General features: G+C 65.8%; 15 protein-coding genes. 12 read left to right on the top strand and 3 right to left on the bottom strand.

Annotated elements, in window-relative coordinates; genetic code table 11:
• Positions 1 to 203: 203 nt before the first annotated feature.
• The 3 genes from L0G76_RS07715 to L0G76_RS07705 all read left to right on the top strand — a co-directional run bounded on the left by L0G76_RS07715 (position 204) and on the right by L0G76_RS07705 (position 4,541).
• Complete coding sequence (locus L0G76_RS07715; protein ID WP_304356713.1) at positions 204 to 1,421, top strand: acetyl-CoA C-acetyltransferase; 1,218 nt, start codon at positions 204 to 206, stop codon at positions 1,419 to 1,421.
• A 251-nt stretch (positions 1,422 to 1,672) separates the two neighbouring features.
• Positions 1,673 to 2,407 carry a response regulator gene (locus L0G76_RS07710; protein ID WP_304356712.1) on the top strand — a complete coding sequence of 245 codons (735 nt, stop codon included), beginning with the start codon at positions 1,673 to 1,675 and terminating at the stop codon, positions 2,405 to 2,407.
• 154 nt (positions 2,408 to 2,561) lie between these two features.
• Positions 2,562 to 4,541 carry a penicillin-binding transpeptidase domain-containing protein gene (locus L0G76_RS07705; protein ID WP_304356711.1) on the top strand — a complete coding sequence of 660 codons (1,980 nt, stop codon included), beginning with the start codon at positions 2,562 to 2,564 and terminating at the stop codon, positions 4,539 to 4,541.
• Positions 4,542 to 4,550: 9 nt separating this feature from the next.
• Here the strand turns inward: L0G76_RS07705 and L0G76_RS07700 are convergent, their stop codons facing one another.
• Complete coding sequence (locus L0G76_RS07700; protein ID WP_304356710.1) at positions 4,551 to 6,140, bottom strand: succinic semialdehyde dehydrogenase; 1,590 nt, start codon at positions 6,138 to 6,140, stop codon at positions 4,551 to 4,553.
• A 73-nt stretch (positions 6,141 to 6,213) separates the two neighbouring features.
• On the opposite strand from L0G76_RS07700, the gene L0G76_RS07695 reads away from it, so the two are divergent.
• The 3 genes from L0G76_RS07695 (at position 6,214) to L0G76_RS07685 (ending at position 10,365) form a co-directional block, all read left to right on the top strand.
• Complete coding sequence (locus tag L0G76_RS07695) at positions 6,214 to 7,455, top strand: amino acid deaminase/aldolase (RefSeq protein ID WP_304356709.1); 1,242 nt, start codon at positions 6,214 to 6,216, stop codon at positions 7,453 to 7,455.
• The gene (locus tag L0G76_RS07690) at positions 7,452 to 8,822 is read left to right on the top strand and encodes a D-arabinono-1,4-lactone oxidase (protein WP_304356708.1); all 1,371 of its coding nucleotides are present in this window, start codon (positions 7,452 to 7,454) and stop codon (positions 8,820 to 8,822) included. The genes L0G76_RS07695 and L0G76_RS07690 overlap by 4 nt, the downstream gene beginning before the upstream one ends.
• A gap of 172 nt (positions 8,823 to 8,994) precedes the next feature.
• Positions 8,995 to 10,365: an MFS transporter gene (locus L0G76_RS07685; RefSeq protein ID WP_304356707.1), complete on the top strand. Its 1,371-nt coding sequence runs from the start codon at positions 8,995 to 8,997 to the stop codon at positions 10,363 to 10,365.
• 108 nt (positions 10,366 to 10,473) lie between these two features.
• Here the strand turns inward: L0G76_RS07685 and L0G76_RS07680 are convergent, their stop codons facing one another.
• Both L0G76_RS07680 and purB read right to left on the bottom strand, forming a co-directional pair.
• Positions 10,474 to 11,406, bottom strand: coding sequence for an alpha/beta hydrolase family protein (locus tag L0G76_RS07680; protein ID WP_304356706.1), 933 nt, complete (start codon positions 11,404 to 11,406; stop codon positions 10,474 to 10,476).
• Positions 11,407 to 11,475: 69 nt separating this feature from the next.
• Positions 11,476 to 12,909: an adenylosuccinate lyase gene (gene purB, locus L0G76_RS07675; RefSeq protein ID WP_304356705.1), complete on the bottom strand. Its 1,434-nt coding sequence runs from the start codon at positions 12,907 to 12,909 to the stop codon at positions 11,476 to 11,478.
• Positions 12,910 to 13,155: 246 nt separating this feature from the next.
• On the opposite strand from purB, the gene L0G76_RS07670 reads away from it, so the two are divergent.
• From L0G76_RS07670 to L0G76_RS07645, 6 genes are all read left to right on the top strand, one after another.
• A complete protein-coding gene (locus tag L0G76_RS07670) occupies positions 13,156 to 13,401 on the top strand; it encodes a hypothetical protein (protein WP_304356704.1) in 246 nt (81 codons plus the stop codon).
• A complete protein-coding gene (locus tag L0G76_RS07665) occupies positions 13,398 to 14,246 on the top strand; it encodes a hypothetical protein (protein WP_304356703.1) in 849 nt (282 codons plus the stop codon). Before L0G76_RS07670 ends, L0G76_RS07665 begins: the two co-directional genes overlap by 4 nt.
• Positions 14,243 to 15,760, top strand: coding sequence for a hypothetical protein (locus L0G76_RS07660; protein ID WP_304356702.1), 1,518 nt, complete (start codon positions 14,243 to 14,245; stop codon positions 15,758 to 15,760). Before L0G76_RS07665 ends, L0G76_RS07660 begins: the two co-directional genes overlap by 4 nt.
• 405 nt (positions 15,761 to 16,165) lie before the next feature.
• On the top strand, positions 16,166 to 17,320 hold the full coding sequence (gene pdhA / locus L0G76_RS07655) for a pyruvate dehydrogenase (acetyl-transferring) E1 component subunit alpha (RefSeq protein WP_304356701.1): 1,155 nt from the start codon (positions 16,166 to 16,168) through the stop codon (positions 17,318 to 17,320).
• Entirely contained in the window at positions 17,320 to 18,297 is a 978-nt protein-coding gene (locus L0G76_RS07650; protein ID WP_304356700.1) for an alpha-ketoacid dehydrogenase subunit beta, read from the top strand. The genes pdhA and L0G76_RS07650 overlap by 1 nt, the downstream gene beginning before the upstream one ends.
• 16 nt (positions 18,298 to 18,313) lie before the next feature.
• Positions 18,314 to 18,718 (top strand): biotin/lipoyl-containing protein (locus L0G76_RS07645; protein ID WP_304356699.1); only part of this gene is annotated, 405 nt, incomplete at its 3' end.

The following is an 18,718-nucleotide window of genomic DNA, read 5'->3' as shown; positions in this document are numbered from 1 at the left end:
CGGGCAACCCGCCCACGGGCCCGATCCATATCGTCGACGATGACCGCGAATGACCTGCCTATGGTGCGGAGCAGCAGCGATTCTTCGTCCCAATGAATGAAACATTTCCCCGCTGTCGAGCGGATCCGGCCTAGGCTGTGCGGGAGTGCCGAGCCGGTGGCTGCTGATCATCATCGGCTGAAGCGAAATCAAGTGGAGGAACTATGGACCAGGACATCGTCGTTTGTGAACCGCTGCGCACCGCGGTCGGAGGGTTCGGAGGACAGTTCCGCGACATCCCCGCCCACGAGCTCTCCGCCACCGTCGTCCGTGAACTCATGGCCAGAACCGGACTCGACCCCGAACTCGTCGCCGACGTCATCCTGGGGCAGGGCTATGCCACCTCCGAGGCGCCCGCCATCGGCCGTGTCACAGCGCTCGACGCCGGCCTGCCCGTCACCGTGCCCGGCCGCCAGGTCGACCGTCGCTGCGGTTCGGGACTGCAGGCTGTCATCGACGCCGCCATGATGGTCGGATCCGGCAACGGAGACTTCGTCATCGCCGGGGGTGTCGAATCGATGTCCCACGCGCCCTTCTACAACGACACCATCCGCTGGGGAGTCCGCGGCGGCAACGCCGAATTCACCGACTCTCTGGGCCGCGGGAGGATCACCCCGGGCGGAAAGAACTATCCCGTCGAAGGCGGAATGCTCGAGACCGCAGAGAACCTGCGCCGCGAATACTCGATCGGCCGCGAAGAGCAGGACGAACTCGCCTTCAACTCACACCAGCGTGCGGCCGCAGCAGCCGAGGACGGGCGCTTCGCCGAAGAGATCGTGCCGGTGACGATCCCCGCCACCCGCAAGGTCGCCGAACAGCAGATCGTCGCCGATGAGCACATCCGTCCCGACACCAGCATCGAGAAGCTCGCCAAGCTGCGTCCCATCCTCGGTAAGGGCGATGACCAGGCAACCGTCACCGCCGGCAACGCCTCGGGCCAGAACGACGGAGCTGCCGCGAGCATCGTCACCACCCGCGCCGCCGCCGAAGCACAGGGGCTCAAGCCGCTCGGCCGCCTGGTCAGCTGGGCCGTGGCCGGAGTGCCGCCGAAGACCATGGGCATCGGCCCCGTCCCTGCTACCAAGAAGGCGCTCGAGAAGGCCGGACTGAGCCTGGCCGACATCGACCTCATCGAACTCAACGAGGCCTTCGCCGCCCAGGCGCTGTCCGTGACCCGCGAATGGGACTTCGGCAAGGCCGACTTCGACCGCCTCAACGTCAGCGGCTCCGGGATCTCCCTGGGCCACCCCGTCGGCGCGACCGGCGGCCGGATCCTGGCGACTCTGCTGCGCGAGATGGAGCGCCGCGAGGCCCGCTACGGACTCGAGACCATGTGCATCGGCGGCGGCCAGGGCATCGCCGCGATCTTCGAACGCGCCTGAGGCTGCGTGCTCTGAACTATTTGGAGGGAACATACCGTCGATATTGGCGCAGAAGATCGACGGTATGTTCCCTCCAAATGTGCACCCGTGGATAGGGGAGTCGCCCGTGGCAGCGAAACATCACCCCGCGACGCCAAGCAGTCGGATGGAGATGGACAGTCGCGTCGGCGTTCCAATCCTGCGTCATGGATGTGCCCAGGCTGTAACACGAACCAAGACCGGCCCGCAAAGACGTTGGTTAGACTGGCGGCATGTCAGAAACAACTACGCCTGAGTCGAGCATCGGTGTGCTCGTGGTTGAGGACGAGGCAGTCGCTGCCCGGGCCCATGCGAAGTACATCGATCGCATCGACGGCTATCACCTCGCCGGTGTGGCGAAGAACGCCACCCAGGCGATGGCTGCTCTGACCGGAAAGATCTACGGTCTCAACGCGGACTGCATCAGCCTCGTCCTCCTCGACATGAACCTCCCCGATGGGCACGGACTGCAGGTCTGCCGTGCCATCCGCGGCCACCGCGTCGACGTCGACATCATCGCCGTCACCGCCGCCCGGGACATGCAGATCGTGCAGGAGGCGCTGTCCTACGGCGTCGCCCAGTACATCATCAAACCGTTCACCTTCCCCGTCTTCAAATCCAAACTCGAGGCCTACTCCTCATTCCGCGACAGCCTCGGCGGGGACAGCACCGAGGGCGAGGTCACCCAGACCGACGTCGACACCGCGATCGCCGCGCTGCGCACCCACACAGTGACCGCGACCGCCAAGGGCGTCCCCGATGCGGTGCAGGCCGAAGTGAAGTCCGTCCTCGGCGACAAGCCCGGACAGTCCGCCGCCGAGGTCGCCGTTGGCCTCGGTGTCTCCCGAGTGACCGCACGCCGGTACTTGGAGGCCATGGCCGACGCAGGCATGCTCGCCCGCCGACCCCGGTACGGAGCCGCCGGCCGGCCGGTGCTCGAATACACTGTCGTCACAGAAGACGCCTGAACCACCCCTCGATACCCGGGCCCCATCCCCACAGCACCCGAGCTGACCCACAGCACCCGAGCAATCCCCACAGCACCCGAGCAATCCCCACCTCACCGGGCAAGTCGCCTTCCCCCAAGTGGACTTCCCGGCGGACTACACCCATGATTGATTCATGACGAAAAAGCCCAGAACCTGGTTGGCCATCGCCATCGTCGTCGTGCTGTTGGCCGGCGCTGGGGTCGTCGCCTTCCTCTCCCTGCCGATGCGTGCAGAGGCTGCCGCCGACGAAGCCGTTGCCGACCTGAACAGCTCAACCATCGACTCCACCGCCTGGTCGGACACAGGTGCATCGAAGAAGCTGCACGACGTGGTGCTCGGGGCACTCGATGAGAGCATGAAGAAGCGCTCCGTCGAACTCGACGGCACGAAGAAACGCGATGATGGCGCGGTCGCGACGCTGAACTGGACATGGACGAACCAGGACGATGAAGTCTGGGAGTACTCCTCTCAGCTGCCACTGCACAGAAAGGGTCTGCTGTGGTCGGCAGACCTCACCGCACAGTCGATCCACCCCGATCTCGACGACGGGCGAGTTCTGGTGTCGAAGAAGGACCCGGGGAAGCGGGGCTCGATCCTCGGCGAAGACGATGAGGAGCTGATGGCGGAGGGCACCGTCATCGACGTGGGTATCCACCCGGCCAAACTCGACGACGGCGAGGGCGCGGCGGGCGAGGGCACAGCCGGCGAGGCCGAGGACGCGGGCGGCGAGAACGCTGAGACCACTCTCACCACGCTCGAAGACGAACTCGACATCGACCTCACATCGCTGCAGGAGCGCATCGACGCCGCCGATCCAGATCAGTTCGTTCCCGTCATCACGCTGCGTGAGAGCGACTACTCCGCGGTCAAGGACTCCATCCACTCCCTGCCCGGAACCGTGTTCAAGACTCGCACACAACCGCTGAGCATCACGAGGGACTTTGCGGCAGCAACACTGGGAACCGCCGGAGCCGCCGATGCTGAGGAGGTCGAGGCCTCCGATGGAAAGCTCACCGGTGAGTCCGTCGTCGGCAAGAGCGGACTGCAGAAGGCCTTCAACGAGCAGCTGACCGGACCAGCCAACGAAGAGATCTTCATCGCCGACGCTGAGCCCGGCACCGACTCCGACGGTGAGTCCGGCACTGCCGCCGCTGCCGACGACTCCGAGCCCGTCCTCGTCCACGAATTTCCGAAGCGGGACGGCGAAGACATCACGACGACGCTCAACGTCGCCGTGCAGGAGGCCGCCGACACCGCGGCCGCAACAGGCAAGAAGCCGACTGCGCTCGTAGCGATCCGCCCCAGCGACGGTCATGTCCTGGCTGTGGCCAATCAGGATCCCGATGGAGCGGCCTGGGATCGGGCGCTGACCGGGCAGTACGCTCCCGGATCGGTATTCAAGATCGCCTCAGGAGTGGCGCTGCTGGAATCGGGAATGACGGCGAAGACGACACTGGGCTGTCCGAAGACCACGACCGTCGACGGAAAGACCTTCAAGAATGCCGAGGACCATGTCATGGGCGATGTCGCCTTCGCAGACGACTTCGCCGAATCATGCAACACCGCATTCGTCGACGCCGCGAAGAAGGTCTCGGCCTCCGAGGTGGCGAATGCGGCATCGAACCTGGGAATGGACGACATCGATCTGGGAGCCGGTTCGAAGATGGCCGCCGTTCCCCATGACGACGATCCCGTCAACCATGCGGCACAGATGATCGGTCAGGGCAAGGTCGTGGCGAGCCCGCTGGCGGTGGCAGCGATGGCCGCTTCGGTGGCCGACGGCGACACCGTCAGTCCACTCCTCGTCCTCCCCGACCAACGCGCGGACGATCGAGAACAGGTCCTTGACGCCGAAGCCGCGAAGGCGATGCAGAAGCTCATGCGCCGCGCCGTGACCAAGGGCACCGCCGGCGCGCTGCAGGACGTTCCCGGCAAACCGGTCCACGGAAAGACCGGCACCGCCGAATACGGTGGCGAGACCCCACCGCGCACCCACTCCTGGTTCGCCGGCTACCAGGGCGACGTGGCCGTGGCCGTCCTCGTCGAGGATGGAGGATTCGGCGCCGAGGCGGCCGTGCCGGTGGCGAAGAAATTCTTCACAGCGCTCAACTGAGCAAGAACCTCACTTCATCCGCAGGGCACGCATGACGTCGAAGGCCGTGGTCAAGGTGCGGGCGAACCGTGTCTGATCGAGTGGGCCGAACGGTGCGATCGGGACCAGGTTCTGCTCGGCGACAGTGTGCGTGTGCATGAACTGGTAGAGCCCCTCGACGCCGTGGCGGTGGCCCAGACCTGAGGCCTTGACCCCGCCGGCCGGTGCATCGATCGAGCCCCACGCCGCCACATACGCCTCATTGACGTTGACCATCCCCGCCTCGATCCGCCGAGCCGTCTCGACCCCATGGGACCGGGAGTAGACGCTGGCGTTGAGGCCGTATTCGCTTGCATTGGCACGCTCGATCGCCTCGGCGTCGGAGGACACCGGATACACGGCAGCAACAGGGCCGAAGGTTTCCTCAGCGAACAGAGTGGCCGCCTCGCTGACATCGGTGAGCACTGTCGGCAGATAGAAGTACGGGCCCAGCTCCGGCACCGGGCGGCCACCGGCGATGACCTGAGCCCCGTTGGCCCGTGCCTGCTCGACGTGCTCGCTGACCCGGGCGAACTGCTTGGGCCCGGCCAGAGACCCCATCCCGGGGCCGTAGGAATAGTCGGCGCTGAGCTCGAGGTTCCGGGTCGCCTCGGCGAAGTGGGCGCAGAACTCGGGGTACAGGTCCTCGTGGACGTAGATGCGCTCGAACGACAGGCACAGCTGCCCCGCCGAGGAGAAGCACCCGCGGATCGCCCCGTCCACGGCCGAAGGGAGATCGGCATCGGAGAGGACGAGCATCGGATTCTTCCCGCCCAGCTCCAGGGCGGTGGGAAGGAGACGTCGACCCGCCTCGGCGGCGATCGAACGTCCGGCGGCCGTGGACCCGGTGAAGGAGAGCCCGTCGGCCCCGGCGATGAGGGCAGGGCCGAGCTGTCCGCTGGGGCCGGGCACCAGCTGCCACACCTCGGCGGGCAGGCCGCAGGCGATGGCGAGCCGGCGCATGATGATCGCCGTCAGAGTCGTCTGACTGTCCGGCTTGTGCACGACGGCATTGCCGGCGGCCAGGGCCGCGAACAGGTCGGTCGCGCCCAGAGTGAGCGGATAGTTCCAGGGCGTGATGAACCCGACGACGCCGAGGGGAGTGCGTGTGACCTCGGTGCGGGTCAGGCCGGGAACGGCACCGCGACGCCGCTGCGGGCGCAGGCGCGCCGGCGTGGTGACACCGTAATGACGGCACACATTGTAGGTGTCGAGGATCTCGTCATAGGCGTGGATGCGGGCCTTGCCGGTCTCGTGCTGGATGATGTCGAGGAGGAGATCCTCATGCCTGCGCAGCGCCGAGTGCAGGCGCAGCAGCACCTTGGCACGATGCTCGGGCGACCGGGACGCCCACGTGCGGCCGGCGATGCGCGCGGAGGCGTATGCCCGGTCCACGTCCTCGGCGGTGTTTGCGGTGAAGCGGGGCTGGTCGAGACCGGTGAACGGGTCAGCGTTGTGGAGGCGCTCGCCGCTGCCCGAGGCTTCAGTGTAGGGATCCGTAGCGAGGAATTCGCGCAGCCGGTCCGTGACCTGGGAGAGGTCCATAGAGGGAGTGACGGTGTTGGTGACGTGCGTGCTCATCATGACTCCGTGTAGTCGGTATGTGCGTGGATTTCGGCCAGGAGGGCGACTAACTTACGCTACAGTATCTTCTATGGTTTCACGTGAACTGCGTCACGCGGTACATGAGATCGAGGCGCCGCAGGCGGTGCTCGACCTCGAGGCGTTCGACGCGAACCTCACAGCATTGGCGAAGCGTGCGCAGGGACTGCCGATCAGGGTCGCCTCGAAGTCGCTGCGCACCCCCGCCGCGATCGACCGGGCGCTGGCCCACCCCGGGTATTCCGGTGTCCTCGCCTTCTCCCTGCCCGAGGCCCTGGCACTGCATGCCCGCGGCATCCGCGACATCCTCGTCGGCTATCCCACCGTCGACCGGCTCAGCCTGAAACTGCTGTTCGCCGAGGCGGGGGCGACGGAGAACATCACCCTGATGATCGACTGCCCCACCCACCTCGACATCATCGACAGCGCCCGCAGCGTCGTGGCGTCCATCGGCAGCACGGAGGGGGCCGACAGGGACACAGCAGCAGATGGTGCCGGGCCGGGGGTGCGCGTGTGCCTCGACATCGATGCCTCATATCGTCTGGGCGAAGAGGTCCTGGGCAGCCGGGTCCACATCGGAGCCAGGCGCTCGCCGATCAGGGACCCTGCCTCGGCCGTTGAACTCGCCGAGCACGTCATCGCCCGTCCCGGCGTCGATCTCGTCGGGCTGATGTCCTATGAAGGCCAGGTCGCCGGCACCGCCGATGCCGGCACCTCGGCGAAGCAGACGGTGGTGCGCGCCATGCAGAAGCGCTCGATCGCGGAGCTGAGGGTCCGGCGCAGGCACATCATCGACGCGGTGCGTGAGCTGACCGAGCTCGAATTCGTCAACGGCGGCGGCACCGGGTCTTTCGAATCCAGCGCCGTCGAAGGCACACTGACGGAACTGGCCGCCGGCTCCGGGCTCTTCTCCCCGGGGCTCTTCGACGGCTACACGAAGTTCCGTCACGAGCCCGCCGCCTACTTCGTCACCCCGGTGGTGCGCCGGCCCGGGCCCGGCTGGGTCACCGTGTTCAAGGGCGGATTCATCGCCTCGGGCGTGCCTGGAGCCGACCGGGTCCCGACGATCGCCTGGCCACCCGGGCTCGAATACTCCGGCCTCGAAGGCGCCGGTGAGGTCCAGACTCCGCTCACCGGCCCAGGCAGCGAGGACCTGCGCATCGGCGACCTGGTCTGGTTCCGGCACGCGAAGGCCGGTGAGCTCGCCGAGCACTTCAACGAATTCCTCGTCGTCTCCGGCTCGCAAGTCATCGACTCCTGGTCGACCTATCGCGGGGAAGGGTGGGTGCTGTGAACCGAACCGCAATGTCGGGACCACGACGACTGTTCCGGAACTGGTCCGGCCATGTCCACGCCCACCCGCACACCTTCGTGAGGCCCACCTCGGCGGGGGAGTTGGGAGAGGTCCTGCGATCGGTCGCCAACGCCGGCCAACGGGTCCGCGCCGTGGGCGCCGGCCACTCATTCACCCCCATCGCCGCAGGTGACGACGTGATGATCAACCTCGATCACCTCAGCGGAATCATCACCGTCGATGAGGCGACTGGCCGCGTGCGCTTCCACGCGGGCACCCGGCTGCGTGACATCCCTGCCCTGCTCGCACCCTTCGGGCTCGCCCTGGCCAATCAGGGCGACGTCAACCCGCAGGCGCTCGCCGGGGCGATCTCGACGAGCACCCACGGGACCGGGCTCGGCTTCACCGGATTCGCCGGAACCGTCACCGGGCTCTCACTCATGGGCCCCGACGGGGCCGTGCGCAGACTGTCGGCGATCAGCGATCCCGAGGTCTTCGACCTGGCCCGCGTCGGCCTCGGCGTGCTGGGCATCGTCACGGAGATCGAACTGCAGTGTGTGCCGGCCTTCGACCTCATCGCCGAGGAGGTCGTGACGGATGTCGACGAGCTGCTGGCTGACCTCGGGCCGCGGATGCAAGCGGCCGATCATTTCGAGTTCTACTGGTTCCCGCACACCGACACCGCACTGACCAAGACGAACACCCGTGTCGGCCTCGGAGAGATCGGCCCGGGCCACCTCGCCGAGGCTGGGGTGCGCAACCGTTTCCTCACCCTGCTCGACAAGGAAGTCGTGGAGAACGGTGCCCTGCGGCTCGCAGTCGAGCTCGGCTCGGCAGTGCCCAGCCTGGTCCCACGCATCAATCGGATCGCCCAGTCCGCAGTCTCGGACAGAACGTATCGGGCACCGGGATACGACGTCTTCGTGACACCTCGGCGGGTGCGGTTCAACGAGATGGAATACGCGGTTCCGCTGGCATCCGGCGCCGAGGTGATCCGTGAGATCCGAGATGCCATCGAGTCGAGAGGGTGGACGATCTCATTCCCGATCGAAGTCAGATCGGCCGCCGCCGACGACGTTCCGCTGTCGACGGCCTACGGGCGGGAGACGATGTACATCGCCGTGCACCGGTTCGTGAAGGACGAATTCGCCGAATACTTCCGCGTCGTCGAACAGATCTGCCGGCGCCATGGGGGTCGCCCGCACTGGGGCAAGATCCACAGCCTGGGTGCCGATGACCTGCGTGAACTCTATCCGCGCTTCGACGACTTCTGCTCACTGCGTGGCCAGCTGGACCCACAGGCCACCTTCGGAAACCGGTTCACCGATTCCCTGTTCGGTCTGGACTCCAGAACGGGTGCGAAGTGAGCCCACGGCAGCGAAATCCGGTCTGACCTGGGCATCGGGTCTCACCCGCAGTAGGGTGGGTTGAAGCTTCCCGTCGGTCGGCCCCCGGGGTGATTCCGCTCAGGCTGATGCAGCCCAGGCTGATGCGATCGGGAACAACGGCCGCAGCATGTCCAAAGAAATGGATTCGTCGATGTCAGATTTCGAACCGCAGGCCCAATCGGACCCGGCAGCAATCAGCAACCCTGAGCGTGAGAAGGGGCGCCGGCGATCCATGCTGGTCGCGGCCTTCGGAACCGTCGTCGAATGGTACGACTTCTCGATCTTCTTCTACGTCGCGACCATCCTGACCACTGAATTCTTCGGCGATAGAACCGATTCTCTGCTGCTCACCTTGGGCGTCGGTGCCGCCGGATTCCTGTTCCGGCCGCTGGGTGCCATGGTCTTCGGCCATCTCGGCGACAGGGTGGGCCGCAAATCCGCGCTGGTCGTCTCGGCCGTGCTCATGGCCGTCGCGATGCTCGGCATCGCGATCATGCCCACCTACGAGGCGATCGGCATCTGGGCGGGTGTCGGCATGGTCTTCTTCCGGTGTCTGTCCGGATTCTCCGTCGGCGCCGAGTACACGGGCATCATGGTCTTCCTGATGGAATCCGCCGGCAGCAAGCGGCGCGGACTCGCGGCCAGCTGGGCCGCTGCCAACAGTGAGGTCGGAGCCCTGCTCGCGGTCGGCTCCGGCGCATTCCTGGCTGCCACGCTGTCTGCTGAGGCGATGAGCTCCTGGGGATGGCGGCTGCTGTTCGTCCTCGGTGCCCTGCTCGCCGCCCTGATGATCCCGCTGCGTCGAATGATGGAGGAGACCGACACGTTCAAGCGCCTGCAGCAGGCGGAGAAGAAGAAACCGGCAGTCAAGCATCGTCGTTCCCCGCTGCTCATCGCCTTCATCCAGCAGCCCCGCGCGATCCTCGTCGCGTTCCTCATCTCGTCGATCGGTTCGGTCAGTTACTTCCTCAACATCACCTACGTGCCGACCTACATCGAAGAGGTCTCGGACGTGAAGAACTCCGGCTCTCTGGCACTGGGCACCATCGCGGCCGTCGTCGCGATCGTCATCACACCGTGCTTCGGCATCGCCTCGGACCGGTTCGGACGGAAGAAGACGTTGGCCGTGCTCATGGCCGTCTTCATCCTCACCACCATTCCCGCATACGCACTGCTGGCGGGTGGGAACACCGGGGTCGCTGTCTTGGGCGTCGCGTTCCTCGCCGTACCGGCCGCCGGCTGGAGTTCCGTGGCAGCGGCCATGGTTCCCGAACAGTTCACCGGCACCAGCCGCTTCTCCGGAATGGCGATCGGCTACAACGTGGCCACAGTCCTCTTCGGCGGACTCTCGCCGCTGATCGCGACCGCTCTGATGAGCTCGACCGGTCTCACCCTGGCACCGGCGATCTATGCGACTGTCATCGTCGTGGTGGCCGGCATCCCGACCCTGTTCCTGGCCCGCAATATGGCGGGCAGGCCCCTGGCCGAGGTCGATCGCGACAAGGACCTGGTCCCGGCCTGACGGACCTGGTACCGGGGTGACGGACCTGGTCCCGGTGTGAGCGGCCCGCGCCGGCTCGGCGGTCCCGGGGTGAGCGGCCCGCGCCGGCTCGGCGGTCCCGGCGTGAGCTCAGTTCTGGGGTAGTCGCGCCAGCAGCCAGGAGACGATCTCCGGCCAGGCGCTCTCGGCGATCGGGCGTCGCAGCAGGCCGTGATGGCCGATGCGGTCGACTCCGAGTTCTTCAGGTGTGAAGGTGCGGCGATCCACCTCGGCGAGGCGGACATGGTCGACGAGTGCGTCGATCTGCGCCGGTGAGGCCCAGTTGTCGTCGCTGGCTCCGATCGCGAGCACGGGCGTGCGCAAGCGGGCCATTCGAGCGGTGGCTCCCAGGCTGGGATCGTCGAAGAAGTACTCTGACATGCGCACCCACCGGCCCCACTCGAGCATGGCCGCAGTCGGGATGTCCTCGCCGAGTCCGAGACGTTTGCCGGGTGCGTAGCCGACGAGCGGACTGATCAGGGGGCCGAGCGTTCGGAGGATGAGACCGACCCGGAATCGTTCGGACAGGGGGTTGATGTCGCGCAGCGCCGCTCGTGCCGTGCCCACGGTGGCGATTCCGTGCAGGTCCTCGGTGGCGTTGCCCAGCAGCAGGGCATGGCCGCCGAGGCTGTGCCCGAGTGCGAGCTTCGGCAGCTCAGGAAATTCGCTCCTGGCCCAGGCCGCGGCCGCACCTGCGTCCTGCTGCATCCAGTCGCGCATCCGCAGCTGTGTGTGCTCGCGTGCCGGACCCGATGCGGCGACACCTCGCACATCGTAGGTGAGCACAGCCAGCCCACGGCGAACGGCGTATTCGGCGAACCTCGTGTAGAAGCGGGCCGGCGTCGCCGTGGCGGGATGGACCGTGAGGAACCCGGTCGGGGTTTCCCGCGGCATCAGCACAGTGGCGACAACGTGACTGTGCGCCTCGGTTTCGCCCGCTGCCCAGCGCCCGGAGCCGTTGGCAGCGCTGTGGGTGCCATCGGTGACCGGAATGCGCACGGAACTCATCATTGTGCTCGTCATGAGCACAAGGTTAGTGGCGATTCAGCAAATTATCTACTGTTCAGTAACAGTGGGTTCCGTGCGCCGCGATCAGCCCTGTGTGCGAGCCTTCCAGTCGGCGACCTCTGATTCGGCCAGCTGAGCGGCGACGCCGATGTAGGTGGCAGGAGTCAGGGTCTTGAGCAGCTGGGTCTCGGCCTCGGGCAGTCCGAGGCCGGCGACGAAGCTCTGCAGGTCGGCCTGATCGATGCGCTTGCCGCGCGTGAGTTCCTTGAGCGTTTCGTAGGGGTTGTCCATGCCGGGCACACCCTGCAGTCCGGCGGCGCGCATGACCGACTGGATCGCCTCGCCCAGGACCTCCCAATTGGAGTCGAGGTCGGCGGTCAGGGCCTCTTCGTTGATCGCGAGCCGTTCCAAGCCCTTGACCAGGTTGTTCAGTGCGAGCACCGAGTGACCGTATGCGACGCCGATGTTGCGCTGCGAGGTCGAGTCCGTGAGGTCGCGCTGCATCCGGGAGGTCACCAGGGTTGAGGCGAGCGAGTCGAGCAGTGCGCACGAGAGCTCGAGGTTGGCCTCGGCGTTTTCGAAGCGGATCGGATTGACCTTGTGCGGCATCGTCGAGGACCCGGTCGACCCGGCGACGGGGATCTGCTTGAAGTAGCTCATCGAGATGTAGGTCCACATGTCCGTCGCCAGATTGTGGGCGATGCGGTTGAACCGTGCGATGTCTGCGAAGAGCTCGGCATCCCAGTCGTGGGATTCGATCTGAGTGGTCAGGGGATTGAACGTCAGACCCAGGCTGCCCTCGACGAAGGTCTTGGCCAGCTTCGGCCAGTCGGCGCCGGGCACGGCGGCCAGGTGGGCCGAGTACGTGCCGGTCGCACCGTTGATCTTGCCGAGGAATTCGCTTGCCTCGATGCGTTCGAACTGACGGCGCAGGCGGTGGACGAACACGGCGAGCTCCTTGCCCATGGTCGTCGGCGTCGCCGGCTGGCCGTGGGTGTGGGAGAGCATCGGGACCTCCGCCAGCGCCGAGGCGGTGTCGGCCAATGAGTCGATGAGTGCCTTCGCGCGGGGCAGCCACACATCGACGGTGGCGCCCTTGATGCCCAGCGCCCAGGACAGATTGTTGATGTCTTCGGAGGTGCAGCAGAAGTGGACGAGTTCACTGAGATCGTCGGCGCCGAGTTCGACTAGTGCTTCTTTGATTGTGTACTCAACGGCCTTGACGTCGTGAACCGTCACCGCTTCGTGGGCTGCGAGTGTGGCGATCGTCTCGGCGTCGAAGTTCTCGGCGAAGGTGCGCAGGCCGCTGATCTCGTCCTCGGTGAGACGGCGCACGCCGTCGATCACGGAGTTCTGGGCCAGGTGGATGAACCACTCGACCTCCACCGTGATCCGGTTGCGGTTCAGGGCCGCCTCGGAGAGGTGATCGACGAGGTCAGCGGTGTCTTTGCGGTAACGACCATCGAGTGGTCCGAGAGCAATGGCGGGCGAGATGTCAGCAAGCGAAACGGTCGGCATGCCCCCATTTTCTCATGAGCCGGGCACGGACGCGGAACCGACCGGCAGGCGGTCGAAGCCGCGACTGCGGGGAAGGTGAGACTCGTGGTCTCGCGGCTGTGGAGGCCGCCGTGACTATGACGTGGAAACCCTGTGGAGCGTCACGGTGTTTCCACAGTGCGATCGCGGGCGCTTTCGGTGACAGGTGCCGATTCGTACGGTGAAGACTGAACCGGACCCGGGACGGATTTGTACAGGAGGATGACAGTGATCACCGATGAGCTGGCACTCAACCGGGACGGGTGGAGGCGGCGAGCAGACGAATTGCGCAGCCTGGCGCAGAGCTGTCGGCAGGTCGAGGCATGGGACTCCCCAGCCGGTCGGATGCTCGGCGATCGTGTGCTGACGTGTGCGGATTCGATCATCACCCTCGCGGAGAGGGCCGACAAGCTCGCCGAAGCCTACGACCTGCATCTCCAGGTCGTCTCGGTGGGAGGCAGGATCCAGATATGACCGCCACCGGGAAAGCGGGGCCGGGGAGCAGCTGGTTCGCCGTCGACATCGCACGAATCATGAGGCTTCCCGAACGGCTGAGAACGCTGTGGCCACACGAACTGATGCCCCGTGCGGACGCTGTCGGGACCGCCTCGGTGTGGGAAGGAACTGGGGCTGCCTCGGTGGGGGACGAGGCACCGGAGGCAGGCCCGGTCGCCGGGAAGGGAATCACGGAAACGCTGATGCTGGGGGAGCCCTCGAGCAGGGACTCCCGGCGTGGGTTCGATGTGCTCACGGCCTGGCTGACCGGTTTCGCCGCCGAGCTCAATCTCACCCGCTCTCGGATCACCCTCGTCATCAGCTCCGGGGACGAGATCGCCCACCTCGAGGTGTCCCTGTGCGAAGACATCTGCCTGGCCATCTTGGTGCTCCGCGGTGAGGGCTTCGCCGAGTTCGCGGGGTTCGAACTCCTCAGGCGCCTGAGACCTCAGGATCTCGCGCAGATCACCGAGGAGCTGTGCGCTCTGGTCGACAAGGACTGCGTGCTCACTCTGACCTACCTCGACGAGGCCAAAGTCGCCGGAATGGAGTTCCTGCACAGAGTGGACGGAACCTGGGCCCGACCGACACTGGAGCGCGACGGCGAGACGATCACCGTGGGATCCGAGCAGAACCTCGAGAGCAATGCGGTGCGGATCCTGCTTGCGACGGTCCTGACTCGGCTTCGGACAACTGAGGCTCAGCAGCCTCCGGTGACGCGGCAGCCTCCGCCACCCCAGCGACCTCCGGAAGCGCAGCGATCTCCGGGAGCGCAACGACCTCCGGGAGCGCAGCGATCGTCGACGACCGGGCACCGATCATGATCGCGACTCGAACTGCCGGCGGTCCGCAGCTGACGATCGACGACCGCGCAGACTCCAGCGGTGACGAGCTTCAGCGCATCTGCGCATCCATCGGTGATCTGTCCGCCGAAGGATCGCGTGCCGACTTCGATCTGGCGACGCTCCTGACTCAGGTCCCCGCTCCGCTGACGGCGATCAATCTCGATGCCGCTCGGATCGTCTACCTCCACCAGTCGGCACGCGTGCTCATCGAGCTCGAAGCCACCGTCCTCGCCGTCAGGGCTGCGGCAATCGCGTACAGACAGGCGGAGAAGGGCATCAGCGACACCTTCGGCGGACTCCTCGACTGCCTCGGATACGTCACCGGCCGCGTCATCGCCATCACCCTGCCCGTGCTCATCCCGATCGGCATCGCCGTCGGGGTCCCGATCTACGTGGGACTGACGTTCCTCGACGCCACAGGCCTCGATGATGCCGTGGCCAAGCACTTCGGCATCGACCTGGCCCAGTCGAAGGCAGCGGCCAAAGAGGCCTTCGTCGCCCTCGTGTTCGAGAACTCCGATGCCTCCGGGGCCATCATCGAACACGTGCTGCCGGGAATCGTCGTCGGCTTCATGGGACTGCCGCCGACTGTGCTGGCCGCCGACGGTGACCATGCGCTGTGGCCGCATGACTCGTCATCGATGACGGCATGGATCCTGGGTGGCGCAAACATGTTCGGGCTGCTCCTGCCATCAGATGTGGAGGTGTGGAAGGCCGAGGGCATCACTGAGGCCCATGACGAGCCGCCGCGTGATATCGGGGACCTCTACAGCAGAGAGGCCGACGTCCACCGCGGCACCGACTCCGGGCAGGTGAGGATCGAGGAGATCACGGCCGCTGACGGCACCACCCGCTACATCGTCTACATTCCCGCGACGACCGATTGGTCGCCCGAGCCGGGTGAGAACACCACCGATATGACGACGAATGTGCAGGCCATGGCCGGCAACGACACCGTGATGCAGGAGATGGTCCGGCAGGCCATCGCCGATGCGAATATCGGCTCGGATGCCGAGGTCATGCTGGTCGGCTATTCGCAGGGAGGGATCACCGCCGGAACGCTTGCCGCCGATCCGGCGTTCTTGGCCGATGTGAATGTCTCCGCGCTCGTCACCGTGGGCGCCCCGATCTCAGACTTCCCGGTTGATGAGGACATCGACGTCCTCTCGATCGAGCACGAGCAGGATCTGGTGCCCGACCTCGACGGCAATGAGAACCCGGCCGAGGACCACTGGTCGACGATCACCGTCGACTACGATCCCGACCAGCTGCGCCATGCCCCGAACCTGAAGAACAGAACAGATGCGGAGCTCGACGAACTGTTCTCCTCCGCCGGAGCCGCACACTCCTCGGCCGCCTACACGGCCTCGATCGGGCTGATGCTCGGCGCCGGCCATGCCGGCCTCAACCGATTCACCGCGAAGAACTCGGGATTCTTCACCGGTGATCTCAAGGAAACGAGGGACTACCAGGGAAAACGCAAACGGACATGACCGTGGCCAAGAGCCAGGGCAGCCTCGGCGAAATCCGAGGTCGACGGCAGCGAAGCATGCGGGAGAAACCCGAGCCCAACCTCGGCGAGGTGGAGCTGTGAACTGCTCGGACGTGCATTTGTCGGACGTTGGACCAACTCGGCGACCATCGACAATTCGGCATGGACGCCTTTGGACGTGAACCACACGCGCGGTAGTCGCCTCCTAGGCTGAACCCGACCATAACAATTGGCGCTCGACGCACGCTGCCGATGTGGCATGCAGTCGGTGGATTCGGTATCGTGGTATCACCTGTGAATCACATCACTCGAGGGCGAGATCTCACACCAGAGGCCTCGCTCGAAGAACACCGTCCACCACTGGTCACCTCCGGTGCGATTGGACCTTGAACAAAGGAGAACTGGAATGACCTCCAACATTTCAGTGGGAACCGGGACTGCCCACAGTCAGTCATCGGAACCTCGAATGATCCAGATGCTCACCGAAGACGGCAATCGCGTCGAATCCGGTGAATATGACGCCTTCGCGGCAGAACTCACCGATGAGGATCTGCGCGGCTTCTACCGGGACATGGTCCTGGTGCGTCGCATCGATGCTGAGGGCGCAGCCCTGCAGCGCCAAGGACAGCTCGGCCTGTGGGCGCCGATGTTCGGTCAGGAAGCAGCCCAGATCGGAATGGGACGGGCAGCCCGCCCCCAGGACTTCGTCTTCCCCACCTACCGCGAACACGGCCTCGCCTACACACGCGGCGTCGAACCCGAAACCCTCCTCGGCATGTTCCGCGGCCAGGACCACGGCGGCTGGGACCCCCAGGAACACCGGTTCCACACGTACACCATCGTCATCGGATCGCAGACCCTGCACGCCACCGGCTACGCCATGGGCGTGTCCATGGACGGCGACGTCGGCACCGGTGACATCGAACGCGACACTGCGGCCATCGCCTGCTTCGGCGACGGAGCCACTTCACAGGGCGATGTCTCCGAGGCGCTGACCTTCGCCGGAGCATTCCACGCACCCGTGCTGTTCTTCTGCCAGAACAACCAGTGGGCCATCTCCGAACCCACCCACGTCCAGTCCGCGGCACCACTGTGCAAGCGCGGCGAAGGATTCGGCGTTCCCGGCCTCCGCGTCGACGGCAACGACATCATCGCGATGTACGCCGTGGCCCGGGCCAGCCTGGACTCGGTCCGCGCCGGCAACGGCCCGATGCTCATCGAAGCCTTCACCTACCGTCGTGGTGCCCACACCACGGCCGATGACCCGACGAAGTACCGCGATGCCGCCGAAGAGGAGATCTGGGAGGACCGCGATCCGCTCAAGCGACTTCGGGCCTACCTCGACAACCACACCGACACCGGTGAGGAATTCTTCGCCGAGGTGGACGCCGAGGCCGATACCCTCGCCGCACGCATCCGCCACAACTGCATGACCATGGAAGATCCCGACCCCGTCGAGATGTTCGCCCATGTCACCTCCGAACCTCACCCCCTCGTCGATGAGGAACGTGCGGATTTCCTCGCATACCAGGCCTCATTCGCCGATGCAGGTGAGGCCTGATGGAGAAACTTCCCCTGTCAAAGGCCCTCACGGCCGGAATGCGCAAAGCCATGGAGGACGACCCGAAGGTCGTCCTCATCGGTGAGGACATCGGCAAACTCGGCGGCGTCTTCCGCGTCACCGAAGGCCTGCAGAAGGACTTCGGTCCGCAGCGGGTCATCGACTCGCCACTGGCCGAATCCGGCATGGTCGGAACCTCGATCGGCATGGCCATCCGCGGCTACCGCCCGGTCATCGAGATCCAGTTCGACGCCTTCATCTTCCCCGCCTACGACCAGATCGTGACCCAGCTGGCCAAGCTCTACAACCGCACTCTGGGCAAGGAGCGAGTTCCGATCGTCATCCGCGTGCCCTACGGCGGCGGCATCGGCTCACCGGAGCACCACTCGGAGAGCCCGGAGACCGTCTTCGCCCATCACGCCGGGCTGCGCCTGGTCTCACCGTCGAACGCCCATGACGCCTACTGGATGATGCAGGAAGCGATCAAGAGCGACGATCCGGTGATGTTCTTCGAGCCCAAGCGCCGCTACTGGCTGCGCGGCGACGTCGACACCTCCGAGCGGGGAAGTCTGGGAATGCACGACGCCCAGGTGGTCTCCGAAGGCACCGATGTCACACTGGTGGCCTATGGCCCACTGATGCCGACAGCCAAGGACGTCGTCACCGCCGCGGCCGAAGAGGGTAAGAGCGTCGAACTCATCGACCTGCGCAGCCTCAGCCCGATCGACTTCACGACCCTTGAGAAGTCGGTGAAGAAGACCGGCCGACTGGTGATCACCCACGAGGCGCCGACCTTCCTGGGCCTGGGCTCCGAGATCGCGGCACGCCTGTCCGAGCGTTGCTTCTTCAACCTCGAGGCTCCCGTCATCCGAGTCGGCGGCTATCACACGCCCTACCCCGGCTCGCGGATGGAAGAGCACTACCTGCCCGACCTGGATCGCATCTTCGACGGTGTCGACCGGGCACTGGCCTACTGATTCAAGGAGAGCTGATATGTCTTTCGAATTTCCTCTTCCTGACGTCGGTGAGGGCCTGACCGAGGCCGATATCGTGTCATGGAAGGTCGCCCCGGGCGACACCATCACCGTCAACCAGATCCTCGTCGAGATCGAAACGGCCAAATCCCTGGTCGAGCTCCCGAGCCCGCAGGCCGGACTCGTCGACGCCCTGCTGGTCGATGAGGGCCAGACCATCGAGGTCGGAACACCGATCATCCGCTTCGGCGGCGGCGATTCCGCCGGCAGCTCCGAGACCGCTGGAGCCTCTGCGCCTGCGGCAGGAGACGCGCAGGCCTCGACCGAGGGCGGAGGCGATGCCGATGGTGGCGCCACCCTGGTCGGCTACGGCGCCAAAGCAACCTCGTCGAAGCGTCGTCCCCGCAAGGGGGCCGGCGTCCCG

It is taken from the genome of Brevibacterium picturae (genome assembly GCF_030453725.1).
Lineage (GTDB): Bacteria > Actinomycetota > Actinomycetes > Actinomycetales > Brevibacteriaceae > Brevibacterium > Brevibacterium sandarakinum_A.
This window is presented reverse-complemented; position numbering and strand designations above follow the sequence as displayed.